Annotated in this window: 22 protein-coding genes; 15 read left to right on the forward strand and 7 right to left on the reverse strand. The window is 54.5% G+C overall.

All coding sequences use genetic code 11. The annotated features are described in order from the left end of the window. The first annotated feature begins 16 nt into the window (after positions 1 to 16). The 9 genes from IM273_RS14250 to IM273_RS14290 all read left to right on the forward strand — a co-directional run bounded on the left by IM273_RS14250 (position 17) and on the right by IM273_RS14290 (position 9,690). The gene (locus tag IM273_RS14250) at positions 17 to 898 is read left to right on the forward strand and encodes a carbohydrate ABC transporter permease (RefSeq protein WP_028013373.1); all 882 of its coding nucleotides are present in this window, start codon (positions 17 to 19) and stop codon (positions 896 to 898) included. Further along, positions 885 to 1,727, forward strand: a complete 843-nt coding sequence (locus tag IM273_RS14255) for a carbohydrate ABC transporter permease (protein ID WP_028013372.1) — start codon at positions 885 to 887, stop codon at positions 1,725 to 1,727. The genes IM273_RS14250 and IM273_RS14255 overlap by 14 nt, the downstream gene beginning before the upstream one ends. A 29-nt stretch (positions 1,728 to 1,756) precedes the next feature. Then, a complete protein-coding gene (locus IM273_RS14260; RefSeq protein ID WP_193051342.1) occupies positions 1,757 to 2,809 on the forward strand; it encodes a zinc-binding alcohol dehydrogenase in 1,053 nt (350 codons plus the stop codon). A 17-nt stretch (positions 2,810 to 2,826) separates the two neighbouring features. Then, positions 2,827 to 3,615 carry a sugar phosphate isomerase/epimerase gene (locus IM273_RS14265; RefSeq protein WP_193051340.1) on the forward strand — a complete coding sequence of 263 codons (789 nt, stop codon included), beginning with the start codon at positions 2,827 to 2,829 and terminating at the stop codon, positions 3,613 to 3,615. Positions 3,616 to 3,626: 11 nt separating this feature from the next. Then, positions 3,627 to 4,685 (forward strand): Gfo/Idh/MocA family protein, encoded by a 1,059-nt coding sequence (locus IM273_RS14270; protein WP_193051338.1) that lies wholly within the window; start codon positions 3,627 to 3,629, stop codon positions 4,683 to 4,685. Continuing rightward, positions 4,679 to 6,958, forward strand: a complete 2,280-nt coding sequence (locus IM273_RS14275; RefSeq protein ID WP_193051336.1) for a glycoside hydrolase family 65 protein — start codon at positions 4,679 to 4,681, stop codon at positions 6,956 to 6,958. Before IM273_RS14270 ends, IM273_RS14275 begins: the two co-directional genes overlap by 7 nt. After that, positions 6,948 to 7,613 carry a beta-phosphoglucomutase gene (pgmB, locus tag IM273_RS14280; protein ID WP_048956152.1) on the forward strand — a complete coding sequence of 222 codons (666 nt, stop codon included), beginning with the start codon at positions 6,948 to 6,950 and terminating at the stop codon, positions 7,611 to 7,613. Before IM273_RS14275 ends, pgmB begins: the two co-directional genes overlap by 11 nt. Positions 7,614 to 7,626: 13 nt before the next feature. After that, positions 7,627 to 8,709, forward strand: a complete 1,083-nt coding sequence (locus tag IM273_RS14285) for an ABC transporter ATP-binding protein (protein WP_063154347.1) — start codon at positions 7,627 to 7,629, stop codon at positions 8,707 to 8,709. 66 nt (positions 8,710 to 8,775) lie between these two features. After that, positions 8,776 to 9,690 (forward strand): OmpG family monomeric porin, encoded by a 915-nt coding sequence (locus IM273_RS14290; protein WP_047368683.1) that lies wholly within the window; start codon positions 8,776 to 8,778, stop codon positions 9,688 to 9,690. Between the two features lie 33 nt (positions 9,691 to 9,723). On the opposite strand, the gene IM273_RS14295 is transcribed toward IM273_RS14290, so the two are convergent. After that, on the reverse strand, positions 9,724 to 10,734 hold the full coding sequence (locus tag IM273_RS14295) for a LacI family DNA-binding transcriptional regulator (RefSeq protein ID WP_041909694.1): 1,011 nt from the start codon (positions 10,732 to 10,734) through the stop codon (positions 9,724 to 9,726). A 155-nt stretch (positions 10,735 to 10,889) separates the two neighbouring features. On the opposite strand from IM273_RS14295, the gene IM273_RS14300 reads away from it, so the two are divergent. The 3 genes from IM273_RS14300 (at position 10,890) to tyrR (ending at position 14,990) form a co-directional block, all read left to right on the forward strand. Then, positions 10,890 to 12,287 carry a YcjX family protein gene (locus IM273_RS14300; protein ID WP_045260646.1) on the forward strand — a complete coding sequence of 466 codons (1,398 nt, stop codon included), beginning with the start codon at positions 10,890 to 10,892 and terminating at the stop codon, positions 12,285 to 12,287. Further along, a complete protein-coding gene (locus IM273_RS14305) occupies positions 12,284 to 13,336 on the forward strand; it encodes a YcjF family protein (RefSeq protein ID WP_193051334.1) in 1,053 nt (350 codons plus the stop codon). Before IM273_RS14300 ends, IM273_RS14305 begins: the two co-directional genes overlap by 4 nt. A 112-nt stretch (positions 13,337 to 13,448) precedes the next feature. Next, a complete protein-coding gene (gene tyrR / locus IM273_RS14310; RefSeq protein WP_028013361.1) occupies positions 13,449 to 14,990 on the forward strand; it encodes a transcriptional regulator TyrR in 1,542 nt (513 codons plus the stop codon). 33 nt (positions 14,991 to 15,023) lie between these two features. Here the strand turns inward: tyrR and IM273_RS14315 are convergent, their stop codons facing one another. Then, positions 15,024 to 16,232 (reverse strand): aldose 1-epimerase family protein, encoded by a 1,209-nt coding sequence (locus IM273_RS14315; protein ID WP_048959060.1) that lies wholly within the window; start codon positions 16,230 to 16,232, stop codon positions 15,024 to 15,026. Positions 16,233 to 16,507: 275 nt separating this feature from the next. Further along, complete coding sequence (tpx, locus tag IM273_RS14320; RefSeq protein ID WP_041909703.1) at positions 16,508 to 17,014, reverse strand: thiol peroxidase; 507 nt, start codon at positions 17,012 to 17,014, stop codon at positions 16,508 to 16,510. A gap of 108 nt (positions 17,015 to 17,122) precedes the next feature. Here tpx and ycjG point away from each other — a divergent pair, with 108 nt between their 5' ends. Then, positions 17,123 to 18,088: an L-Ala-D/L-Glu epimerase gene (gene ycjG / locus IM273_RS14325; protein ID WP_048959059.1), complete on the forward strand. Its 966-nt coding sequence runs from the start codon at positions 17,123 to 17,125 to the stop codon at positions 18,086 to 18,088. Here the strand turns inward: ycjG and mpaA are convergent. Further along, complete coding sequence (gene mpaA, locus IM273_RS14330; RefSeq protein ID WP_047364989.1) at positions 18,079 to 18,792, reverse strand: murein tripeptide amidase MpaA; 714 nt, start codon at positions 18,790 to 18,792, stop codon at positions 18,079 to 18,081. The genes ycjG and mpaA overlap by 10 nt on opposite strands. A gap of 185 nt (positions 18,793 to 18,977) precedes the next feature. Between mpaA and IM273_RS14335 the strand changes: the two genes are divergently transcribed. Further along, a complete protein-coding gene (locus IM273_RS14335; RefSeq protein ID WP_028013356.1) occupies positions 18,978 to 20,594 on the forward strand; it encodes an ABC transporter substrate-binding protein in 1,617 nt (538 codons plus the stop codon). 101 nt (positions 20,595 to 20,695) lie between these two features. Here IM273_RS14335 and IM273_RS14340 read toward each other — a convergent pair whose 3' ends face one another. Continuing rightward, positions 20,696 to 21,625 carry an aromatic alcohol reductase gene (locus IM273_RS14340; protein WP_193051332.1) on the reverse strand — a complete coding sequence of 310 codons (930 nt, stop codon included), beginning with the start codon at positions 21,623 to 21,625 and terminating at the stop codon, positions 20,696 to 20,698. A gap of 142 nt (positions 21,626 to 21,767) precedes the next feature. Between IM273_RS14340 and IM273_RS14345 the strand changes: the two genes are divergently transcribed. Continuing rightward, entirely contained in the window at positions 21,768 to 22,667 is a 900-nt protein-coding gene (locus IM273_RS14345) for a LysR family transcriptional regulator (protein WP_193051330.1), read from the forward strand. Between the two features lie 190 nt (positions 22,668 to 22,857). Here the strand turns inward: IM273_RS14345 and IM273_RS14350 are convergent, their stop codons facing one another. Continuing rightward, positions 22,858 to 22,998 carry an Ecr family regulatory small membrane protein gene (locus tag IM273_RS14350; protein WP_032644880.1) on the reverse strand — a complete coding sequence of 47 codons (141 nt, stop codon included), beginning with the start codon at positions 22,996 to 22,998 and terminating at the stop codon, positions 22,858 to 22,860. A 74-nt stretch (positions 22,999 to 23,072) separates the two neighbouring features. Beyond that, complete coding sequence (locus IM273_RS14355) at positions 23,073 to 24,305, reverse strand: sensor domain-containing diguanylate cyclase (RefSeq protein ID WP_193055547.1); 1,233 nt, start codon at positions 24,303 to 24,305, stop codon at positions 23,073 to 23,075. Positions 24,306 to 24,366: the final 61 nt, after the last annotated feature.

Below are 24,366 nucleotides of genomic sequence, written 5' to 3' on the forward strand. Positions count from 1 at the left end.
TCTGCGGAAGGAAATTATGAAGACGTTGTTTTCTGGTCGTTCAGATATGCCTTTCGCCATGCTGCTGTTGGCCCCCAGCCTGATTTTGCTGGGGGGCCTGGTGGCCTGGCCAATGATTTCCAATATTGAAATCAGTTTCTTACGCCTGCCGCTTAACCCGCGTATTGATGCGGTGTTTGTTGGCCTGGATAACTACATCCGCATTCTGGGGGATGCTGCGTTCTGGCACTCGCTGTGGATGACGTTCTGGTATACGGCGCTGGTCGTGCTCGGCAGCACCGGGCTGGGGCTTGCCGTCGCCATCTTCTTTAACCGTGAGTTTCGTCTCCGGAAGACGGCGCGTTCGCTGGTGATTTTATCCTACGTGACGCCCTCTATTTCCCTGGTATTTGCCTGGAAATACATGTTCAACAACGGCTACGGCATTGTGAACTATCTGGGCGTCGATCTGCTGCATCTGTATGACCAGGCGCCGCTCTGGTTCGATAACCCTGGCAGCAGCTTCGTGCTGGTGGTGCTGTTCGCCATCTGGCGCTACTTCCCGTATGCCTTTATCTCATTCCTGGCAATTTTACAGACCATTGATAAATCGCTGTATGAAGCGGCAGAGATGGACGGAGCCAACGCCTGGCAGCGTTTCCGTATCGTCACGTTGCCCGCCATCATGCCTGTACTGGCAACGGTGGTGACGCTGCGAACCATCTGGATGTTCTACATGTTTGCGGATGTTTATCTGCTGACCACGAAGGTCGATATTCTGGGCGTATATCTCTATAAAACTGCCTTTGCATTCAACGATCTGGGCAAAGCAGCCGCCATTTCTGTTGTGCTGTTTGTGATCATCTTCGCCGTCATTCTGCTGACCAGAAAAAGGGTAAACCTCAATGGCAACAAATAAACGCATACTGGGCCGTATTGGTTTCTATCTGGGGCTGGCGGTATTTCTGATTATCACGCTGTTCCCGTTCTTCGTGATGCTGATGACGTCATTCAAGAGCGCGAAAGAGGCCATATCGCTGAATCCGACTATTCTGCCGCAGGCGTGGACGCTTCAGCATTACGTTGACATCTTTAACCCGCTAATTTTCCCGTTCGTGGATTATTTCCGCAACAGCATGGTGGTGTCGCTGACGTCATCGGTAATTGCGGTGTTTCTCGGCACGCTGGGCGCTTACGCATTGTCCAAGCTGCGTTTTAAAGGACGCGCGACGATCAACGCGAGCTTCTACACCGTCTATATGTTCTCCGGGATTTTGCTGGTGGTGCCGCTGTTCAAAATCATCACCGCGCTCGGCATTTACGACACTGAACTGGCGCTGATCATCACCATGGTGACCCAGACGTTGCCTACGGCGGTATTCATGCTGCGCAGCTATTTCGACACCATTCCGGACGAAATAGAAGAGGCCGCGATGATGGATGGTCTGAACCGCCTGCAAATCATCTTCCGCATTACCGTGCCGCTGGCCATTTCCGGTCTCGTGTCGGTGTTTGTTTACTGCTTCATGGTGGCATGGAACGACTACCTGTTTGCCTCCATTTTCCTGTCCAGTGCCAGCAACTTTACCCTGCCGGTCGGGCTGAACACGCTCTTTAGTACGCCAGATTATATCTGGGGTCGCATGATGGCGGCATCGCTGGTGACGGCGCTTCCGGTGGTCATCATGTACGCACTCTCTGAACGTTTTATTAAAAGTGGTTTGACCGCCGGTGGCGTCAAGGGCTAAGGCGGCCAATTTTTTATCAGGAGCAAGTTATGAAGAAGTTAGTTGCGACAGCGCCACGCGTAGCGGCGCTGGTGGAGTATGAAGACCGTGCTGTGGAAGCACATGAAGTGAAAATTAGCGCCCGCTTTGGCGCCCCGAAGCACGGAACGGAAGTCGTGGATTTCCGCGCGGCAAGCCCGTTTATTGATGAAGAGTTCAACGCAGAGTGGCAGATGTTCACGCCGCGTGAAGAGGGCGCTGCGCGCGGTATCGAATTCGGTAAGTTCCAGCTGGGCAACATGATCGTTGGCGACATTATTGAATGCGGTGCAGACGTAACGGAATACCAGATCGGCGACAGCGTCTGCTGCTACGGCCCGCTGCAGGAGACGGTCATCGTTAACGCGGTGAACAACTATAAGCTGCGTAAAATGCCGCAGGGCGCGTCCTGGAAGAATGCCGTTTGCTACGATCCGGCGCAGTTCGCCATGAGCGGCGTGCGTGATGCCAACGTCCGTGTGGGTGACTTTGTTGTCGTGGTCGGTCTGGGAGCCATCGGACAAATTGCGATTCAGCTGGCGAAAAAAGCCGGTGCGTCAGTGGTTATCGGCGTTGATCCGATCGAACACCGCTGTGAGATCGCTCGCCGTCACGGCGCGGACCACTGCCTGAATCCAATCGGTACCGATGTCGGTCTGGAAATCAAAAAGCTGACCGGCAAGCAGGGCGCGGACGTGATCATCGAAACCAGCGGCTTTGCAGATGCACTGCAGTCCGCGCTGCGCGGGCTCGCCTACGGCGGCACCATCTCCTACGTAGCCTTCGCCAAACCGTTTGCGGCAGGCTTCAACCTGGGCCGCGAAGCGCACTTCAACAACGCGAAGATTGTCTTCTCCCGCGCCTGCAGTGAACCGAACCCGGACTATCCGCGCTGGAGCCGCAAGCGTATCGAAGAGACCTGCTGGGAATTGCTGATGAACGGTTATCTGAACTGTGAAGATCTGATCGACCCGGTCGTGACCTTCACCACCAGCCCGGAAAGCTATATGAAGTATGTCGATCAGCATCCGGAACTCAGTATCAAAATGGGCGTCACTTTTTAAGCTAAGGACAGCAAATCATGAAGATCGCAACACAAAACCAGGCCTTTTTCCCGACCAACATCATGGAAAAATTCCAGTACATCAAAGCGATGGGTTTTGATGGCTACGAAATTGACGGACGTCTGCTGGTGGAAAATCTCGATGAAGTGAAAGCCGCTATCAAAGCCACGGGCCTGCCGGTGACGACAGCATGTGGCGGGTACGATGGCTGGATCGGTGATTTCATCGAAGAACGCCGTCTGAACGGATTACAGCAGATCGAACGCATTCTGGAAGCGCTGGCGGAAGTCGGCGGAAAGGGCATTATCGTGCCTGCTGCCTGGGGCATGTTTACCTTCCGTCTGCCGCCAATGACCTCTCCACGCAGCCTGGACGGTGACCGCAAAGCCGTAAGCGCCTCGCTGCGCTGGCTGGATGAGGTGGCCGCGCGCACCGGCACCACCGTCTACCTGGAGCCGCTGAACCGTTACCAGGATCATATGATCAACACCCTGGCAGACGCGCGTCGTTATATCGAAGAGAACGGCCTGAAGCACGTGCAGATCATCGGTGATTTCTATCACATGAACATTGAAGAAGACTCGCTGACGGACGCGCTGCATCAGAACCGCGATCTGCTGGGTCATGTTCACATTGCAGATAACCACCGCTATCAGCCGGGCAGCGGCAGCCTCGATTTCGCCAGCCTGTTCGATCAGCTGCGTGCCGATAACTATCAGGGATACGTCGTGTATGAATGCCGTGTTCGCGCCGAGGATCCGGCTAAGGCTTATCAGGACTCTCTCACTTATTTGCGTGAATGCTAAGGATGACGAGCGTGATGAGTGCTTCTACACCTTCGCCTCTGCGCGTCGCCATTATTGGCGCCGGGCAGGTCGCGGACAAAGTGCATGCCTCGTATTACGCCACGCGCAGTGATGTTCAAATGGTGGCTGTCATGGACAGCCGCCTTGAGCAGGCACAGGCGTTCGCGGAACGTTATGCTATTCCATCGGCATGGCAGAACGCTCACGAGATGTTGCAGGCAGTAAAACCGGATGTGGTGAGCGTCTGTTCGCCCAACCGGTTCCATTTTGAACACGTGATGGCGGCGCTCGAGGCGGGTTGCCATGTGATGTGTGAAAAGCCCCCGGCGATGACGCCGCAGCAGGCTGATGAGATGCGCATCGCGGCGCGCAAGGCAGGAAAAGTCCTGGCCTATGATTTTCACCATCGCTTTGCCCTGGATACCCAACTCCTGCGCGATGCGGTAATGAACGGAACGCTCGGTGAGGTTTACTTTACCTCGGCGCAGGCGCTGCGTCGCTGCGGTGTGCCGGGATGGGGCGTTTTTACCAACAAATCGCTACAGGGCGGTGGACCGCTGATTGATATCGGCATTCATATGCTCGACGCCGCAATGTATGTCCTGGGTTTCCCGGCGGTAAAACGGGTGACTGCGCACAGCTTCCAGAGGCTGGGAAACCGTAAAAGCACCGGTCAGTTTGGCGAGTGGGATCCTGCGCAATTTACCGTGGAAGATGCGCTGTTTGGCACGATTGAATTCTGCAACGGCGGCATTTTGCGTCTGGACACCTCCTTTGCGCTTAACATTCGCGAGCAGTCAATCATGAACGTCTCTTTCTGCGGTGAAAAGGCGGGTGCAACGCTGTTCCCGGCGCACATCTACAACGACGAAGCCGGTGTTTTAGAAACCCTTACCCAGCGCGAAGAGGCGGACGATCAGCGCCATCTGCGCAGCATGGATGCCTTCGTACGTCACGTGCTGGGAGAGCCCGTGATGATTGCCGATGCAGAACAGGGACTGGTAATTCAGCAGCTTGTTGGCGCGCTTTATGAATCCGCAGAAACAGGGGAAAGCGTAACACTATGCTGAACGTCTCTGTATTAACCGATCCGGGCTTTTGTCCACACAGCCTGAATAAATACGCCTCCATCATGGCATGCGGCAATGGCTACATGGGCATTCGCGCTGCGCATGAAGAAGAGTACACCCAGCAGACCAGAGGCATGTATCTCGCTGGACTGTATCATCGCGCGGGGCGCAACGAGACCACCGAGCTGGTCAATCTGCCGGATATCACCGGTATTGATGTAGAGCTGGACGGCGTCAATTTCACCCTCCTGGCTGGGGAAATTCTTGAGTGGCAGCGCGAGCTGGCCTTCGCTAACGGCGAACTGCATCGTAACGTTGTCTGGCGTTCGCCCGACGGCAAGCGCTATCGGCTGGAGAGTCGTCGTTTTGTGTCGCTGGACCAGTTGCCATTAGTGGCTATGCAGCTCTCGATCACGCCTCTTGATGCCGCCACGCATGCCGTGCTGAAAACCGGCATTGATGCGACGCAAACGAACAGCGGCAGACAGCATCTGGATGAAATCTCGGTCAGGGTCTTTGACCAGCACTATATGCAGGGGGTGTATGAAACGCAGGACCGGGCGTCGGAGGTTGTTGTTTCGGCGTTTTGTCAGCTCTCCGCTAAGAGCGACAGCTGTTTCACCGCCAAAAATCGGCGTCTCAGCGTACATCATTCACTGACCATTGCTCAGGGTGACACTGTCACGCTTGAAAAGATCGTCTGGGTGACGCATCGTAGCGATAAAGCGCTGTCACAGGAGTCTTTTGCGCGCAACGCGCTGGCCGATCTCAAAGTTTCTGCCGCAAGAGGTTACGACGCATTGCTTGAAAGCTCAGCGTATGCCTGGAAAGAGGTCTGGCGTGATGCCCGGGTGGAAGTGACTTCCGCAGAGCAACAGGATCAGATGGCGCTGGATTATGCGGTCTGGCACCTGACCACGATGACGCCTGCCCATGATGAGCGAAGTAGTATTGCCGCAAAAGGACTGACGGGCGAAGGGTACAAGGGGCACGTCTTCTGGGATACCGAAATTTTCCTGCTGCCTTTCCATCTATTTACCCGCCCGCAGGTTGCCCGCAGCCTGCTGCGCTATCGCTGGCTTAATCTGGCTGGCGCACGGGAAAAAGCCCGTCGTAACGGCTGGCCGGGCGCGTTGTTCCCATGGGAAAGCGCCGCAAGCGGAGAGGAAGAGACGCCGGAGTTCGCGGCAATCAACATCCGCACCGGGGTACGCCAGAAGGTGGCTTCCGCACTTGCTGAGCATCACATCGTGGCTGATATTGCCTGGGCCGTCGTTGCGTACTGGCAGGCGACGCATGATGACGCCTTTATGCGTAACGAAGGCCTGACGCTGCTGATGGAAACGGCTTTGTTCTGGATGGGACGCGCAACGGACGTCAATGGTCGTCTGGAAATCCATGATGTGATCGGACCGGACGAATACACCGAGCACGTGAACAACAACGCTTACACCAACTATCTGGCCTGGCACAACGTTGCCTGCGCGCGCCAGTTTATGGCGATGTTTGGGCGTGAGGATGCGCGTTTTACGGAGAATGCTGCGAAGTTCCTGGCGCGCTTATGGCTACCGGAGGCCGATGCAGACGGTGTGATCCCGCAGGATGATTCCTTCATGGCAAAACCGGCCATCGATCTGAGCCGTTATAAAGCCAAAGCGGGTAAGCAGACGATTCTGCTCGATTATTCCCGCGCGGAAGTGAACGAGATGCAGATCCTTAAGCAGGCCGATGTGGTGATGCTTAACTACCTGCTGCCAGAACGGTTTACGCCACGGCAATGCGCCGCCAATCTGGCGTTCTATGAGCCACGCACGATCCATGATTCGTCCCTGAGCAAGGCCATTCACGGGATTGTGCTCGCGCGCTGCGGTGACACGCAGGGGGCCTATGCCTTCTGGCGCGATGGCATCGCCATTGATTTGGGCGACGATCCGCACAGCAGCGATGAGGGCATTCATGCCGCGGCAACCGGTGCGATCTGGTCTGGCGCAATTCAGGGATTTGCTGGCCTGCAAATCATTGAAGGGGAACTGCATCTCGCGCCAAAACTGCCTGCTCACTGGCAAAAACTCGCTTTCCCGCTGCGGTGGCGGAACGCAGCAATGCACTTCACGTATGAAAACGAGGTGTTAACCATTGAAACCACGGCGCCTGCCACGCTGACGCTGTGGGGCAAAACGCTACATATCCCGGAGCGAGAAGTCTTCGCGTATAAGGATTTTCTTGCGTCCGTGAATGGGACCGCTACCACGGAGGGGCAACATGACGCTTAAGGCTGTTGTATTCGATTTGGACGGTGTGATCACCGATACCGCGCATCTCCACTTTCTGGCCTGGCGTGCCGTGGCGGAGGAAATTGGCATTACCTTCGACGAAGTGTTTAACGAACAGCTTAAGGGGATAAGCCGCATGGATTCCCTCCAGCGCATTCTGAAGCACGGCGGAAAAGAGGGGATGTTTAGCGAGGAGCAATGCCTGGCGCTTGCGACGAAAAAAAATGCGCTTTACGTCCAGTCGCTGGCATCACTGACGCAGGATTCTCTGCTGCCGGGGATCCGCGACGTGCTGGCGGAGATCCGTGCCGCGAAGGTCAAGATTGGGCTGGCATCCGTATCGCTCAATGCCCCAGGGATTTTGCACGCGCTGGGCATTCATCAGGCCTTCGATTTTTGCGCTGATGCTTCCCGCATTTGCCGTTCAAAGCCGGACCCGGAGATCTTCCTTGCGGCCTGTGCGGGGCTGAACGTGCGTCCTGAAGAGGCGATTGGCATTGAAGATGCCGCTGCGGGTGTTGAAGCAATCAACGCCGCAGGAATGCTGTCGGTCGGGATTGGGCCTGGCCTTAACCATGCGGGATTACAACTTCATTCAACGCGGGAACTGACCTGGAAATGCCTGACAGAATTCTGGGCGTCCCGGGCGTATTGATAAGGAATAAATTATGGCTCAACTTTCTCTGAAACATATTCAGAAAATCTATGATAACCAGGTCCACGTGGTTAAGGATTTCAACCTCGAAATTGAAGACAAAGAGTTTATTGTTTTCGTCGGTCCGTCGGGCTGCGGTAAATCCACGACGCTGCGAATGATTGCCGGTCTTGAGGAGATCAGCGCGGGTGAACTGATTATCGACGGCGTGTGCATGAATGACGTGCCTGCCAAATCGCGTGATATCGCAATGGTATTCCAGAACTATGCGCTTTATCCGCATATGACGGTCTACGACAACATGGCCTTTGGCCTGAAAATGCAAAAAATAGCGCCCGCGGTGATTGAAGAACGCGTGAACTGGGCGGCGCAGATTTTAGGGTTACGCGAATACCTGAAGCGTAAACCTGGCGCTTTATCAGGCGGTCAGCGCCAGCGTGTGGCGCTGGGCAGGGCGATCGTGCGCGAAGCGGGCGTCTTCCTGATGGATGAGCCGTTATCCAACCTCGATGCTAAGCTTCGCGTGCAGATGCGTGCCGAAATCAGCAAGCTTCACCAGAAGCTTAACACCACCATGATCTATGTTACGCACGACCAGACGGAAGCCATGACGATGGCGACCCGCATCGTGATCCTGAAAGACGGTATCATTCAGCAGGTGGGTGCGCCGAAGCAGGTATACAACGAGCCGGCCAATATGTTTGTCGCAGGGTTCATTGGCTCTCCGGCAATGAACTTCATTCGTGGCGCTATCGACGATCGCTATTTCGTAACGGAAACGCTGCGTCTGGAGATCCCTGAGGACAAGCTAGTCGAGTTGAATGCGCAAGGTTACCAGCGTAAAGCGGTCGTCTTCGGGATCCGTCCGGAAGACATTCTTACCCTGCAGAGCAGCGGAGAAGATATCGCGGCGAAAGTCAGCGTCGCTGAGCTTACCGGTGCCGAATTTATGCTTTATGCCACCGTGGGCGGACATGAACTGGTTGTCCGCGCAGGCGCGGCCAATGACTACGTTGCCGGAGATACTATCGGCATTCAGTTCGATATGAATAAGTGCCATTTCTTCGACGCCGATACCGAAGCGGCTATTAGATAAGAAAGGTGTTTGCCGGAAATGCAAATTTCCGGTTTTTTTGTTTGTTAATTATAAAGGGAATATTTTATGAGTACTCTACTAAGAAGTGCTGCGCTCGTTCTGTGCGCAGGGGTTAGCTGCGCGCAAGCAACAGAATCCGCAAAACAGTGGGCGTTTAATATCGGTGCCATGTATGAAATTGAAAACGTCGAAGGTCAGAGCGACGATAAAGATGGATTATATGAACCCTCCGTATGGTTTAATGCAACATGGGATGCCTGGACAATCTCTCTGGCAATGTATCAGGAAGGGCCGGTTGATTATAGCAGCATGACGCGTGGCACCTATTTCGATCGCCCGGAATTTGAATTGCGCTATCGCTTTATCGGCACCGATGATTTTACGTTCGGTCTGACCGGTGGCTTCCGCAATTATGGTTATCACTTTAAAGATGAACACGGTGCAAAAGACGGTAGCGCTAATATGCAGCGTTACAAAGTTCAGCCTGACTGGGATATTAAATTAACCGACGACTGGCGCTTTGGCGGCTGGTTTGCCATGTATCAGTTTGCCAACGATCTGGATAAAACCGGTTATTCTGACAGCCGCGTCGAGACCGAAACCGGTTTTACCTGGACCATCAACGAAACGTTCTCTGCGAAAGTAAATTATTATTTAGAGCGCGGCTTCAATATGGACAGCTCACGTAATAACGGCGAGTTTTCTACCCAGGAAATTCGTGCCTACCTGCCGATTTCGTTAGGCCAGACGACGTTAACGCCTTATACCCGTCTGGGACTCGATCGCTGGTCAAACTGGGACTGGCAGGACGATCCGACGCGTGAAGGACATGATTTCAACCGTCTGGGTATGCTGTACGCCTATGATTTTAACAACGGTTTATCCATGACGCTGGAATATGCCTACGAATGGGAAAACCATGACGAAGGTGAGAGCGATCGCTTCCACTACGCGGGTGTCGGCGTGAACTACGCGTTCTGATCATGATTTACCAGGGGCGATTGCCCCTGGTTATTAGCGCAAGGACGCCGCATCCGAAAAATGCGTATCAACCAAAATCTTATGCGGCGCAGGTTTACCCGCAATACGCTTAAACAACACGTTGCAGCTCTCTTCGCCGAGCTTTCTCGTCGGAATATCAAACCCGCCTGGCGCAGGGGTTAAAACGAGAGACAGCATCGGATCGCTGTAGCCTGCCATAACAACCTGCTCGGGAACCATCAGATTTAACTCATCCGCTGCACGATATAGACCCAACAATTTCATACTGTCAGTAGCAAAAACGGCATTGGGCGGGTTGTCAGACGAGAGTAATTTGCAGGCTGCCTGGAGCGCGCTTTCATGGGTATATCCGCCATCAATGACCCAGTCCGGGTTTATGGCGATACCCTGCTTCTCAAGGCTGGATTTATAACCCGCAAGGCGATCGATAGAAACGTGATAATCGAGCGGGGCATGCAGACAGGCAATTTTTGTTCGCCCATGTTTAATAAACGAATCGACCAGAATAGCGCTGTCGTGAAAATTGTCCGTATCAACAGAATAAATATTCTGGAACTTTCCTTCTACTTTTCCAATAACCACCACGGGCACACCGTATTCGTCCAGCGTGGTGAAAAAAGATTCGTTTGCGGGTGAACTCAGCATGATGATCCCTTTGATCATCTTCTGCTTTATTTTTCCCACGCACTTCTGCAGATCGTCCTCACTGCTTTTCGAGGTTTGTAAAATAACGTCAAACCCTTCCTCTTCCGCTTTTGCCGTAATGGCGTGAAGAACATCGGAGAAAAAAGGGTTACCGGCAGTAGTTTTGGTCGAGCGGGTCGAAATAACCATAATGGCATCAAAGCCAGAAGAGGTCAGGGCGCGGGCCAGTTTGTTGGGCTGATAATTTAATTCGTCTATCGCCTTAAGCACTTTGTCTCGCGCTTCAGGGGAAATATTCGTTTGTTTATTCAGAACGCGGGAAACGGTAGATTTCGATACGCCCGCAACCCGTGCGATATCATAGATGGTGGGTGACATACACCTTACTCACTCCGGACTGACAGCAATGTCGTTCATCTTACTGGAGAGAAAACGGCAATAGCAATAAATAAGAATTGATAATCAACGATCTGCCCCCATTTATTGTATTCTGAAGCCATACATTCCTGGCTTCCGGGCAATGAAGGATGGCGATGAAGCGATTTAAGAACGAACTCAATTCACTGGTGAACCGCGGCGTTGATCGACATCTGCGTCTGGCCGTTACCGGCCTGAGCCGCAGCGGTAAGACGGCGTTCATCACCGCGATGGTAAACCAGTTGCTGAATCTGCACGCCGGCGCGCGGCTGCCGTTGCTCAGCGCCGTGCGCGAGGAGCGTCTGCTGGGCGTTAAGCGCGTTCCTCAGCGTGATTTTGGCATACCGCGTTTCACCTACGACGAAGGGCTGGCGCAGCTTTACGGCGATCCGCCCGCGTGGCCGACGCCAACGCGAGGCGTCAGTGAAATTCGCCTTGCGCTGCGCTTTCGTTCTAATGAATCGCTGATACGTCACTTTAAGGATACCTCAACCCTGTATCTGGAAATCGTCGATTATCCCGGCGAATGGCTGCTCGACCTGCCGATGCTGGCGCAGGACTACCTCAGCTGGTCCCGCCAGATGACGGGCTTGTTGCAAGGGCAACGCGCAGAGTGGTCAACGAAATGGCGACAGCTGTGCGAGGGCCTTGATCCGCTGGCGCCTGCGGACGAAAACCGTCTGGCGACCATTGCTGAAGCCTGGACGGACTATCTGCATCAGTGCAAACAGGAAGGGCTGCACTTCATCCAGCCGGGCCGTTTTGTCTTGCCGGGTGATTTAGCAGGCGCGCCCGCGCTGCAGTTCTTCCCGTGGCCGGATGTGGACGGCGCAGGCGAGTCGAAGCTGGCACAGGCCGACAAACACACGAATGCCGGCATGCTGCGCGAGCGTTACAATTACTACTGCGAAAAGGTGGTCAAAGGTTTTTATAAAAACCACTTTTTACGTTTCGACCGCCAGATTGTGCTGGTGGATTGCCTGCAGCCGCTCAACAGCGGGCCGCAGGCATTTAACGATATGCGCCTCGCGCTGACGCAGCTGATGCAGAGTTTCCACTACGGGCAGCGGACGCTGTTTCGTCGTCTGTTCTCACCGGTGATCGACAAGCTACTGTTTGCGGCCACAAAAGCCGATCACGTTACGGTCGATCAGCATGCCAACATGGTTTCTCTGCTGCAGCAGCTGGTGCAGGACGCCTGGCAAAACGCCGCGTTTGAAGGCATCAGTATGGATTGTCTTGGGCTCGCATCTGTGCAGGCGACCCAAAGCGGCCTGATTGACCTTAACGGCGAGAAAATACCAGCATTACGCGGGAATCGACTCAGTGACGGCGAGCCGCTTACCGTCTATCCCGGCGAAGTCCCCGCGCGGCTGCCGGGTCAGGCCTTCTGGCAGAGTCAGGGCTTCCAGTTTGAAGCCTTCCGCCCTCAGACCATGAGCGTCGATCGGCCGTTACCGCACATCCGTCTGGATGCGGCGCTGGAGTTTTTGATTGGAGATAAATTGCGATGACGGAACCCTTAAAACCGCGCATAGACTTTACCGGAACGCTTGAGCCCGAGCGTCAGGACGCCTTTAAAACGGCGCAGACGTTCAGCGGCGCGCAGGCGGAGAACTTTGCCCCGGCGCTGCCGGACGATCCCGCCGCCGAGGAAGGTCCGGCGGAGGCGGTCGTGGAAGCCGCTCTGCGTCCTAAACGCAGCCTGTGGCGCAAGATGGTCACCGCCGGTCTGGCGCTGTTTGGCGTCAGCGTGGTCGGGCAGGGCGTGCAGTGGGCGATGAACGCCTGGCAAACCCAGGACTGGGTTGCGCTGGGAGGATGTGCCGCGGGCGCGCTCATCGTGGGGGCGGGCGTCGGGTCGGTTGCCACCGAGTGGCGCCGCCTCTGGCGTTTGCGACAGCGCGCGCACGAGCGCGATGAAGCGCGGGATCTCCTCCACAGCCACGGCACTGGCAAAGGCCGCGCCTTCTGTGAAAAACTGGCCAGCCAGGCCGGTATCGATCAGTCGCATCCGGCGCTCCAGCGCTGGTACGCCGCCATCCATGAAACCCAGAACGACCGGGAGGTGGTTACGCTCTATTCCCATATGGTTCAGCCGGTGCTGGATGCCCAGGCGCGGCGTGAGATTAGCCGTTCGGCGGCGGAATCCACGCTGATGATTGCCGTCAGCCCGCTGGCGCTGGTGGATATGGCCTTTATCGCCTGGCGTAACCTGCGCCTCATCAACCGTATCGCGAACCTTTACGGCATAGAGCTGGGTTACTACAGCCGGCTCAGGCTGTTCAAACTGGTCCTGCTCAATATCGCGTTTGCGGGCGCGAGCGAGCTGGTGCGCGAAGTGGGAATGGACTGGATGTCGCAGGATCTGGCGGCGCGTCTTTCAGCCCGTGCAGCCCAGGGCATTGGCGCGGGCTTGCTGACGGCGCGATTGGGTATCAAAGCGATGGAGGTGTGCCGTCCGCTGCCGTGGATTGATGGCGATAAGCCGCGGCTGGGGGATTTCAGGCGTGAACTGATCGGTCAGCTGAAAGAAACGCTCAATAAAAAACCGTCTCCTTGAGGCTTTGTTCACTAATCGTGCTGGCTGTCAATATTTGTTGACAGCCATCTTCCGGTTCACCGAGTTCTGACATATCATTTTAACGTTATTGGCTTAAAACGGTGAATTTCCCATGCGTCTTGAAGTCTTCTGTGAAGACCGTCTCGGTCTTACCCGCGAATTACTCGATCTTCTTGTTTTACGTAGCATTGACTTACGTGGCATTGAGATCGATCCTGTCGGGCGAATTTACCTCAATTTTGCCGAAATTGAATTTAACACCTTCAGCAGCCTGATGGCGGAAATACGCCGTATCGCTGGCGTTACGGATGTACGCACCATCCCCTGGATGCCCTCCGAACGTGAGCACCTCGCCCTGAGCGCGCTGCTTGAAGCGATGCCCGAACCGTTCCTCTCTTTGGATCTGAAAAGTAAAGTCGAGCGCGTTAACCACGCGAGCTGCCAGCTTTTCGCGCAGAGCCAGGAGAAGCTCAGCAGCCACCACGCCGCGCAGCTGATCCCCGGTTTTAACTTTCAGCGCTGGCTGGACAGCAACCCGCAGAATACGCACAGCGAGCATGTGGTGATTAACGGGCAGAATTTCCTGATGGAGATCACACCGGTCTATCTGAAAGGAGAAGGAAATAGTCGCGTATTGACCGGGGCGGTGATCATGCTGCGCTCGACGCTACGCATGGGGCGCCAGCTGCAAAATCTCTCCAGCCAGGACGTTGGCGCATTCAGCCAGATTATTGCCGTCAGCCCGAAAATGCGCCACGTGGTTGATCAGGCGCGCAAGCTTGCCAGCCTTACCGCGCCGCTGCTGATTACCGGCGATACCGGCACCGGGAAAGATCTGCTGGCGCACGCCGTGCATCTGGCAAGCCCGCGTGCGGCTAAACCGTATCTGGCGCTTAACTGTGCCTCTATTCCAGAAGATGCCGTCGAAAGCGAGCTGTTTGGACACGCGCCGGAAGGCAAGAAAGGGTTCTTCGAGCAGGCCAACGGCGGCTCCGTGCTGCTGGACGAGATCGGCGAAATGTCGCCGCGTATGCAGGCTAAACTGCTGCGTTTCCTGAACGACGGCACCTTCCGCCGCGTCGGTGAGGATCACGAAGTGCATGTGGACGTGCGCGTCATTTGCGCCACCCAGAAGAACCTGGTGGAACTGGTGCAAAAGGGGATTTTCCGCGAAGATCTCTATTACCGCCTCAACGTCCTGACGCTGAACATTCCACCGCTGCGCGATTGTCCGCAGGACATCATGCCGCTAACGGAGCTGTTTGTGGCCCGCTTTGCCGACGAGCAGGGCGTTCCACGTCCGAAACTGTCTGCAGATCTCGGCACGGTGTTAATGCGCTACGGCTGGCCGGGCAACATTCGTCAGCTTAAAAACGCCGTTTATCGCGCGCTGACCCAGCTGGAAGGCTATGAACTGCGCCCTCAGGACATTCTGTTGCCGGATTACGACGCCGGAACGGTATCGGTAGGCGAAGAGGCGATGGAAGGCTCGCTGGATGATATCACCAGCCGCTTCGAGCGCTCCGTGCTGACGCAGCTGTACCGCAGCTACCCCAGCACCCGCAAACTGGCAAAACGGCTTGGCGTCTCGCATACCGCGATTGCGAATAAGCTACGTGAGTATGGATTGAATCATAAGAAAGGTGACGAATAACAAAAAGCCTCTGTAAAGAGGCTTTTTTTATGCTTATTCCTTCGCCAGCGGCGTGGTCACGATTTCTGTTTTTGTCTCGCCCTGAATCGACGCAATCCTGCTTTCGACGTCCTTCACCTGCTGCGCGCTGTGTAGCAGGGTATAGGTCAGGTCAAATTGAGCGCTGGCGCCTGGTTGCAGCTGCTTAACCCGCTTCTGCTCGCGTTCAATGGTGACGGGGTAGGCGTAGCTGGTGCCTGGCTCAATCCCCGTGACATAGCCCTGTTTTGGCGTATCGGTATTTTTCCACAGGGTCAGCACGGGCAGCTGGCGGGTATCAAACTGAATTGACGCGCCTTTGTCACCGGCTTTATTCACCACCGCCGCGAGGGTTTCATGGTTGCTGTCCGCAAGCGGTTTGATGTTAAAGACCATCTCATCAAAGCCTTTTGTCGGCCCGGCGTAGGTTTGCCAGTCGTTAACGCCCGCTTTCGCGTAATCATTGAACGGGCTCACGCTTGCCGCCGGGGCAAGGAAGCGCGCGCCTTCTTCGAGGACAGGCGCCCCGAAGTTGCTGTGGTAGATAATCTGATAGTCATGAGGGTAATCGGCATGGTTCGTCAGAACGTCATGCAGGCTGAACTGGTTGGTTCCTGGAACGTAACGCAGTTCGGTCATGGTTTGCAGATCCGCTTTTTTAAAGGTGCTTTCTTTGATGAGACCGCGAATACGAATTTCATGCGGGGCAGCATCCGCAATTTCTACCTCCACCTGGGATGCCGGTGTATTCCCCGCCTTGCCATGCAGGGTGTAAATCTGGCCGTCAGCGGTGACCGGGTGCCCCGTCCATTCGTAGCCACAGCGGACCATCATCTCGTTGAAACCTTCCAGCCAGCCAAGTCCGTTTCGGCTTTCCAGATTAATATACGCCGGGTTAACGACCTCTTTAACGGGGGAGTTCCAGCCCAGCCTGGTGCCAAAGCCCTCCACGTGCAGAAGGTTCATCCCGCGCGTCGGGCTTAAGGTGATGGTCAGGCCGTTTTTACTGCTAATAACGATCACTTTACTACCTTCCTGCTTGCCGCCGTGCAACACTTTTTGCTCGATGCTGAACGTTCGATCGTTAATTTTCAGCTCATCGCTGGAAATCTTCCAGTTTCCTTTTTCCACGCTGCTTTCAGCGCTTGTCAGCACCCAGGTTTTTGCTGCGGCATGGCCCGAAACCAGTACCGAAAGGAGCGTTAAAGCCAGTTTTATTTTCATATTTATCCCTTTTTGCTGAAACGATTATTTAACTTCGTAAGCAAATCTAATGTTTTGGCGATAAGGGAAATGTGATGCGCCTCACTGAGGGTAAATTCAGGGTTGTTTAACGATCAATATGCGGATCTGATCGCTATTTTGGTGAATTCTTGAAACTGAATTGCGTTAATTTTGTGACGCAAGCTCATTATTGCTTTAACGATTCAGCGAGTAGTTAATAAAAAACCCCGCCATAGCGAGGTTTTGAAAAAGCGGTATAGAATGCTAAGTAATGATTATGCTTTCAGCTTTTCCAGCGCGGCAGTGTAATCCGGCTCGGTAGTGATTTCATTAACCAGTTCGCTGAAGACGACAGTGTCGTTTTCATCAAGAACCAGTACCGCGCGTGCTGCCAGGCCTTTCAGAGGGCCTTCGGCGATGCTGACGCCGTAGTTTTCGAGGAAATCCGGGCTGCGCAGGGTGGAGAGGGTGATAACGTTGCTCAGGCCTTCAGCGCCGCAGAAGCGAGACTGGGCGAACGGCAGGTCAGCAGAAATGCACAGCACAACGGTGTTGTCCATTTCAGTTGCCAGCTGGTTGAACTTACGCACGGATGCGGCGCAAACACCGGTATCAATGCTCGGGAAAATGTTCAGCACTTTGCGTTTGCCCGCAAACTGAGCCAGTGTGACGTCAGACAGATCTTTAGCCACCAGAGTAAAAGCCTGCGCTTTGCTGCCAGCCTGCGGAATGGAACCTGCAACAGCAACCGGGTTGCCCTGGAAATGAACGAGTTGTGACATAGATATCTTCCTGTTTACATATAGTTAACGTCGGGGCTAGTGTATGCCATCCGCGGATAACACGGCAAACCAAATTTTTTCGCCTTTCCGGGCTGCAAGGAGTCAGTGATGAGAAGCGTTAAGGTCTATGAAGAAGCCTGGCCATTGCATACCCCGTTTGTGATCTCCCGCGGCAGCCGAAGCGAAGCCAGCGTGGTGGTCGTTGAAATCGAAGAGGACGGTTTTAAAGGCGTAGGGGAGTGTACGCCTTACCCGCGCTATGGTGAAAGCCTCGCGTCAGTGATGGCGCATATCATGACGCTGGTGCCAGACCTGCAAACCGGACTCACGCGCGAGGCATTACAGCATCGTTTGCCCGCCGGGGCCGCACGTAACGCCATTGATAGTGCGCTCTGGAGTCTCGAGGCGGCGAAACAGCAGCAACCCCTGACAGCATTGCTGGGCGTGGCGCTGCCGGAATCGGTCGCTACCGCGCAAACGGTAGTGATTGGCGAGCCGGAACAGATGGCCGCCAGCGCCAAAGCGCTTTATGACGCCGGGGCCCGGCTGCTGAAGGTGAAGCTCGACGATCGTCTGATTAGCGAGCGGATGGTCGCCATTCGCGCGGCGGTACCCTCAGCCACGCTGATTGTTGATGCCAATGAATCATGGCATCCAGAAGGGCTGGCCGCCCGCTGTCAGCTGCTGGCCGACCTGGGGGTGGCCATGCTGGAGCAGCCTCTGCCAGCAAAAGATGACGCGGCGCTGAAGAACTTTATCCATCCGTTGCCCGTTTGTGCGGATGAAAGCTGTCACACCCGCGCGAGCTTGAGCGAGCTGCAGGGCCGCTACGAGATGATTAATATTAAGCTCGACAAGACCGGCGGGCTGACAGAGGCGCTGGCCCTGGCGGCAGAAGCCCGGGCGCAAGGTTTTTCACTGATGCTGGGCTGTATGCTCTGTACGTCCCGGGCAATCGGCGCGGCGCTACCGCTTGTCAATCAGGTCCGTTTCGCCGATCTGGACGGCCCGACGTGGCTGGCGGTTGACGTCTCTCCCGCGCTCCATTTTACCAGCGGCGTGCTTCATCTCTGAGGCTGCCAGCGTAAAAGATCCACCATGGCTTTTAAGTATTTTTCGCTGGCCTCGTCGGAAGAGATCGGCGGGAATTCAGCGGTTATGCAGGGCAGGCTCAAATCGGCGCACCAGCTACCGAACGAGCCTGGCGTTTCATAGCCCACGCTGGTCACGAGCGGCAGGGCGAATGCGTCTGCCAGCCACGCGCCAAGCTCGGAGTGACGTGGATCTTCAATACAGGCCAGCGGATCGTGGAAGGAGACCACCCACGCGGGATGGATCTTATGGATAAGCTGGCACAGCGCCTGGGTTTCCGGCTCTGAGCCCGGCTTATCTCCCGTTAGCAGAACCACATCACGCTCCTCGGCGGAGCTGTTCCAGCGATACACCGTTTCCCCTGCGCGCCAGTTTGCTGCCGGAAAATTACGGTTTAAGTCAACGCCTCGCGCATTGGCGCGAAGACCCAGCTGGCAGCCGTCCGGGTTAACCGCCAGAATCACGTGATGACGCCGTAATGACGGCGTCAGCGTCCGCAGCGCGCAGGAAAGCGTCACGATGGAGGAGTTTTCATCCCCGTGCGTGCCGGCAAGAATCAAGCCGCTTTCGCGGTCTGCGTCGGGGGCTGGGAACCAGATCAGCGATGCGCCTAAAAAGGAGCGGCCATATTGCTCAGCGCCCGGCGGAAAGGCGCCGCGTTCCGCTCTCGGTCGGGTGGTTGCCATACGAAATCCTGATAAAGAAGTCACTACTGGCAGTGTTGTGCAAAACCCGCTGTTAATCAAATAGTTTCCGTAATGGCTAAGAATTGCCTTAAATCACTATTCAGGCGTAAGTTATTTGCATTTCTTTTTGTCGAAACAAATAATTACGCATCTGCTTAATACCTGAATTCATCAAAGGGGATCTTATGAAGCATCCTGTTTCGCGTCTTTTTGCCGTACTGTGCCTGTGCGGGCTCTCTTCACTTTCTTTCGCAGCTGACGTGCCGCAGGGCACTGCGCTGGCGCAAAAACAGGAGCTGGTCAGGCATATTAAAGACGAGCCGGCTTCGCTGGATCCGGCGAAAGCCGTGGGGTTGCCAGAGATTCAGGTGATTCGCGATCTCTTTGAAGGCCTGGTTAATCAGAATGAGAAAGGGGAGCTGACGCCGGGCGTGGCGACACGCTGGCAGAGCAACGATAACCGCGTCTGGATGTTTACCTTACGCGATGACGCGAAATGGTCCGACGGCTCCCCTGTCACCGCCCAGGATTTTGTCTACAGCTGGCAGCGTCTGGTTGACCCGAAAACCACCTCTCCGTTTGCCTGGTTTGCCGCGCTGGCGGGAATTAATAACGCGCAGGCCATTATTGACGGCAAAGCCGCGCCCGATACGCTGGGTGTGACGGCGGTGGACGCCAGAACGTTACGCGTTCAGCTGGACAAACCGCTGCCGTGGTTCAGCAACCTGACGGCGAACTTTGCTTTTTATCCAGTACAAAAAGCTAACGTCGAAAGCGGTAAAGAGTGGACGCGGCCGGGCGCGCTGGTGGGGAACGGGGCTTACGTTCTGAAGGACCGCGTGGTGAATGAAAAACTGGTTGTGGTGCCCAATACGCACTACTGGGACAATGCCAAAACGGTACTGCAGAAGGTGACCTTCGTGCCGATTAATCAGGAATCGTCGGCGACCAAACGCTACCTGGCAGGGGATATTGATATTACCGAATCGTTCCCAAAAAACATGTATCAGAAGCTCATGAAGGACATTCCGGGGCAGGTTTATACGCCGCCTCAGTTGGGAACGTATTACTATGCCTTTAACACCCAAAAAGGCCCGACGGCGGATGCACGGGTTCGTCTGGCGCTGAGTATGAGCATCGACCGTCGTATCATGGCAGAAAAGGTGTTAGGGACGGGGGAGAAGCCCGCCTGGCACTTCACCCCAGACGTGACGGCAGGGTTCACTCCGGACGCCTCGCCGTTTGAGCAGATGTCGCAGCAGGAGCTGAACGCCCAGGCCAAAACCTTGCTGCAGGCTGCAGGATACGGTCCTCAGCGTCCGCTAAAGCTGAACCTGCTGTATAACACTTCGGAAAACCACCAGAAAATCGCGATTGCGGTGGCCTCCATGTGGAAGAAAAATCTCGGTGTGGATGTCAAACTGCAAAACCAGGAGTGGAAAACCTACATTGATAGCCGTAACACCGGCAACTTTGATGTGATCCGCGCCTCATGGGTGGGCGATTACAACGAACCATCAACGTTCCTGTCATTGTTGACCTCCACTCACAGCGGCAATATCTCCCGCTTTAATGACCCTGCCTACGATAAGATCGTCCAGCAGGCGACGCTGGAAACCACCGCGAAGGCGCGCAATGCGGACTACAACATGGCGGAGAAAATCCTTATGGAGAAGGCGCCCATCGCGCCAATTTATCAGTACACTAACGGTCGCCTGATTAAGCCCTGGGTGAAGGGCTACCCCATCAATAACCCGGAAGACGTGGCATATAGCCGGACGATATATATTGAAAAGCACTAATCGGTACTGGCTTGCTGTTAACGCAAGGTAACCACGGCTAAATCCAGAGCTGGCGCGGCTGACAGCGCCAGTTTTCATTAGCGTCCTGAAAGGTGATGTCCTCAAATGACGGTTTTTAGCCATGACGCTATATCCTGAGTCGGCAGATTATTCTGTACATTCCAGGTATCTTTCATCGGCCACCATACACCGTCTCCCCTGGCGAAGGCCGTGCGATAGCCTGTCATCGTATCATCCGGTTTCAAACGCAGTTCATCCAGTAGCGCAGAGAGAGGTAATACGTCTTTAGTGAACGTTTGGCCGGTCACACGTTCAACAGTTTCTGCCAGTTTTCCGTATGAGGTTGTTTCACCTGCGACAAATATCACTTCATTTACGATCCGCGGCTGATGCAAATAAATTTCGGTGGTGAGTCGGCCAATATCCGCAGGTGATGTCACGGTGACCTGTGTGTCCCATCCTCCGAGCGCATGGATGGTTTTTTCGGAGAAATTCACCACATCAAATGCCGGTTCGAAGAGAAAACTGGTAAACATGCCGGTTGAAACAATCACCCATTCCGTCGCGTTCTGTTCCCGCAGTAGCGTCCTGACATCATACTGCTCGTCCCAGACGGGCTGACCGCTCCCTTTGCCTACCACATCGTAATTCACGCCAAACTGCCAGGGAAAATAGCGTTTAACGCGAGCCTCCAGTACCGCGCGAGTAATCTTTATCTGTGTTCCCGCGCCAGCGACAAACCCCATGCAGTTGATAACGGTATCAAAATCCGCGAAGTGGTTTTTTAACGCGTCAATCGTGCTGGCAGCGACATCGACAGAGATAAATTTGGCCCCTGCATCAGCCAGTTTTTGATGCGTTTCGGACTGAAGCTTACCCCGGCTGTCCCTGGAGCCGGGCGATACGATAACGGAGACAGCGCCGTCGCGCTGCGTGACTGCCGGAACCAGATACTCCAGCACGGCAGCGCCCAATTGTCCTGCACCAAGCACTAATACTTTTTCGCCTGTCGTGATATCACGTTCTTTCATACTGAGCCTCTCTTTGTTAAATCGCTTTCTTACTTCGACTTGAGCAAGGTTATGTCAGATGGCTGCATTCGATAAGACGACAAGCATAAGTTAGACTGTTCGTAAAAATGGGATAATCGATCCTTTCAGGCGCGGTGGGAATATGGATAAACTGGAATCAATGCGGGTATACGTTTGTGTGGTCGAGACCCATAGCTTCGCCAGGGCGGCAGAAGTGCTGGGGCAACCGCGCTCAACCGTATCGCGGGTCGTTAAGGAGCTGGAGACATACCTGGGCATTCAGCTTTTACAGCGCACCACCCGGAAACTCAGCGTGACCGCAGAAGGCCGACGTTACTATGACGAGAGCAAACGGCTGCTGGCGGATATTGCGACAATGGAGTCTTCCTTTCCCGGCAGATCCGCGCAGCCCAGTGGCCGTTTTAAAGTCGGGATGCCGCAGTCTCTCGCCCGACATTGCATTCTTCCCAGTCTCCCGGAATTTCTCCGCCAGTATCCCGAACTGGAGCTGATACTCTGTTCCAGCGATAACGTGGAGGACATTATTCAGGAAGGGTATGACTGCGTGATCCGCACCGGGAGGATCGAAGATTCAACGACGCTGGTCGCGCGCCCTCTGGCGAACTTCAGATGGGTTGTTCTGGCTTCTCCGGGCTATATAGCCGCCTGTGGTAAGCCGGAAAATCTCGACCAACTGGAAAAGCATTACGCAGTCGGCTACCTGAACCACCGCACCGGGCGTACCATTGACTGGTTTTTTACGCGTGATGACGGCGATTGTGCAATCCGCATGAAAGAGACGCTGATCGTCGATGACACCGACGCCTATATCCAGGCCGGAATTCAAGGGCTCGGATTAATTCGCGTGGCCAGCTATCTGGCTGAACCGTATCTGAAGAGCGGGGCGTTGGTTCGCTGTATGGAGGACGACTCTTTCGATTTACCGCTTTCGCTTGTCTATCCACAAAACCGCTATCTTCCGCCTTCGGTACGCGCCTTTTATGACTGGAGCAGAGCGGTGCTACACCAACATGGAGACTGACAGGCGAGAACCCTGGTTTTGCTTAATAGTCGGAAATAAAAAAAGCCCGTCAGAGAACGGGCGAAATAAGCAAATGATTTAGTGATTCGTTATCAACATTGTTGGAGGATAACGCCGCGTATCTTACGTGGCTGAGGGCAATGCAGATACCTGACAAATTCGGTAGGTGAAACAATAAATTAAACGTGCACTACAGTGCGTCAAAAGTGGGGTAGAGACTGTTTTCCAGATATTCAACGAAAAACCAAATCTCACCGCTGAAAATAAACCATAAGCCAAATATAATAAGCAATAAAATAATTAAGGTGAGTATTATTTCTGTCTTTCCCATTGTTGCCACAACCCACCCGTCGTTAATTTACTTAAGCTGGGCATTGTAGCGGGGCTTTTCACGATACTCCAGTTTCATGCCGCAAGGACTTTATTACGCCCATCGTTTTTGGCGCGATAGAGCGCATCGTCGACACGTTTAAACAGCGCGTCAATACTCTCTTCCGGGTCATGCCGAGCCACGCCAATACTGACGGTAAAGCGTGGTAAGCCTGGGAGGGTAATATGGGCGACCGCCGCACGGACGGATTCGGCAATCTTCAGCGCCGTTTCGAGAGACGTACGCGGCAACAGGATGACAAACTCTTCACCGCCCCAGCGGAACACCAGGTCATCTTGTCTGCTGCAGGCTTCCAGCGTTCGGGAGAGGGCGATGAGCACCTCATCACCCTTCAGGTGACCAAAGAGGTCATTGATGTTTTTAAAATGATCGGTATCCACCAGCAGCAGGCTAAATTGCTGCTGGGCGGAGAGGTGGCTCAGGTTGGTTTGGTCGATAACGTTATAAAACTGACGTCGGTTGAGTAACCCCGTCATCGAGTCACGTAATGCAGCATTTTCCAGCTCCTGCTCAAGCCTCTTTTGCTCAGTAATATCATGGATTATGCACAGCATCAGTTTGTCGCCGTAGATCTCAATGGGCCCCGCATAGGTCTGGACGTGGCGGGTGGTGCCATCGGCAAGGCGGTGAATAAAATTAAGCGGCTTATGTCCGCCGGGCAGCGCGGCGATCTCCGTCATGATGGGCATGACGCCTCTGCCAAGCGTGTTAATTTCCCAGGTGTGCTTCCGGCACATCTCATCATGTGAATAACCGTAAAAGCCGAGCGCGGCCAGGTTTGCATCGACAATTTGCCCGTCACGGGCAGGATCGATTAGCAACATTGGTGCGCTGTTGGTCAGGAAAAAGCGGGCGTAAAACCCCTGTTTTTTGCGCTGATAGGTTGCTGAACGGCTGGCTTTCAGGCCTGAGGGGGCGTGCGAAGAGATCCCTTCGAAAACGATAACATCACTATCCGGCGTGACGTGGGTGAGGGAGAGGCGACAGCTTAACGGTACGTCCTGCCCGCCCCGTCTAACTGTCCAGATCTCGACAATATCGTGATCGTTTTTCAGTTCGGGAATATACATCGACAGTACGGTTTGCGCACTTGCAGAACAGGACCCTTTACGCAGGTCATTCAGCGTTTTATTACCCGTTAGCTGTATTGCGGCCACATTTGCAAAAATAATCTGTTCCGAAACAGGAGAAATGAGCCACACGGGCGTTTTAATTGCATTAAGCGCATCAAAACTATTTTGCGACATAGTATTTTCCTGTTCATCGGCACGATACGCCTGGCAATCATGGTAGAACTGACCCGCATGT

The organism is Enterobacter cloacae complex sp. P13B, from assembly GCF_014895915.1.
GTDB lineage: Bacteria > Pseudomonadota > Gammaproteobacteria > Enterobacterales > Enterobacteriaceae > Enterobacter > Enterobacter bugandensis.

Bases quoted from the DNA above. Each gene is read 5' to 3' on its own strand.
- pgmB (WP_048956152.1), top strand. From the start codon at position 6,948: ATGACGCTTAAGGCTGTTGTATTCGATTTGGACGGTGTGATCACCGAT.
- mpaA (WP_047364989.1), bottom strand. From the start codon at position 18,792: ATGGCAACCACCCGACCGAGAGCGGAACGCGGCGCCTTTCCGCCGGGC.
- IM273_RS14355 (WP_193055547.1), bottom strand. From the start codon at position 24,305: ATGTCGCAAAATAGTTTTGATGCGCTTAATGCAATTAAAACGCCCGTG.
- IM273_RS14300 (WP_045260646.1), top strand. From the start codon at position 10,890: ATGAAGCGATTTAAGAACGAACTCAATTCACTGGTGAACCGCGGCGTT.
- IM273_RS14265 (WP_193051340.1), top strand. From the start codon at position 2,827: ATGAAGATCGCAACACAAAACCAGGCCTTTTTCCCGACCAACATCATG.
- IM273_RS14335 (WP_028013356.1), top strand. From the start codon at position 18,978: ATGAAGCATCCTGTTTCGCGTCTTTTTGCCGTACTGTGCCTGTGCGGG.
- IM273_RS14255 (WP_028013372.1), top strand. From the start codon at position 885: ATGGCAACAAATAAACGCATACTGGGCCGTATTGGTTTCTATCTGGGG.
- IM273_RS14340 (WP_193051332.1), bottom strand. From the start codon at position 21,625: ATGAAAGAACGTGATATCACGACAGGCGAAAAAGTATTAGTGCTTGGT.
- IM273_RS14275 (WP_193051336.1), top strand. From the start codon at position 4,679: ATGCTGAACGTCTCTGTATTAACCGATCCGGGCTTTTGTCCACACAGC.
- IM273_RS14305 (WP_193051334.1), top strand. From the start codon at position 12,284: ATGACGGAACCCTTAAAACCGCGCATAGACTTTACCGGAACGCTTGAG.
- IM273_RS14290 (WP_047368683.1), top strand. From the start codon at position 8,776: ATGAGTACTCTACTAAGAAGTGCTGCGCTCGTTCTGTGCGCAGGGGTT.
- tpx (WP_041909703.1), bottom strand. From the start codon at position 17,014: ATGTCACAACTCGTTCATTTCCAGGGCAACCCGGTTGCTGTTGCAGGT.
- ycjG (WP_048959059.1), top strand. From the start codon at position 17,123: ATGAGAAGCGTTAAGGTCTATGAAGAAGCCTGGCCATTGCATACCCCG.
- IM273_RS14345 (WP_193051330.1), top strand. From the start codon at position 21,768: ATGGATAAACTGGAATCAATGCGGGTATACGTTTGTGTGGTCGAGACC.
- IM273_RS14250 (WP_028013373.1), top strand. From the start codon at position 17: ATGAAGACGTTGTTTTCTGGTCGTTCAGATATGCCTTTCGCCATGCTG.
- IM273_RS14285 (WP_063154347.1), top strand. From the start codon at position 7,627: ATGGCTCAACTTTCTCTGAAACATATTCAGAAAATCTATGATAACCAG.
- IM273_RS14260 (WP_193051342.1), top strand. From the start codon at position 1,757: ATGAAGAAGTTAGTTGCGACAGCGCCACGCGTAGCGGCGCTGGTGGAG.
- IM273_RS14315 (WP_048959060.1), bottom strand. From the start codon at position 16,232: ATGAAAATAAAACTGGCTTTAACGCTCCTTTCGGTACTGGTTTCGGGC.
- IM273_RS14350 (WP_032644880.1), bottom strand. From the start codon at position 22,998: ATGGGAAAGACAGAAATAATACTCACCTTAATTATTTTATTGCTTATT.
- tyrR (WP_028013361.1), top strand. From the start codon at position 13,449: ATGCGTCTTGAAGTCTTCTGTGAAGACCGTCTCGGTCTTACCCGCGAA.
- IM273_RS14295 (WP_041909694.1), bottom strand. From the start codon at position 10,734: ATGTCACCCACCATCTATGATATCGCACGGGTTGCGGGCGTATCGAAA.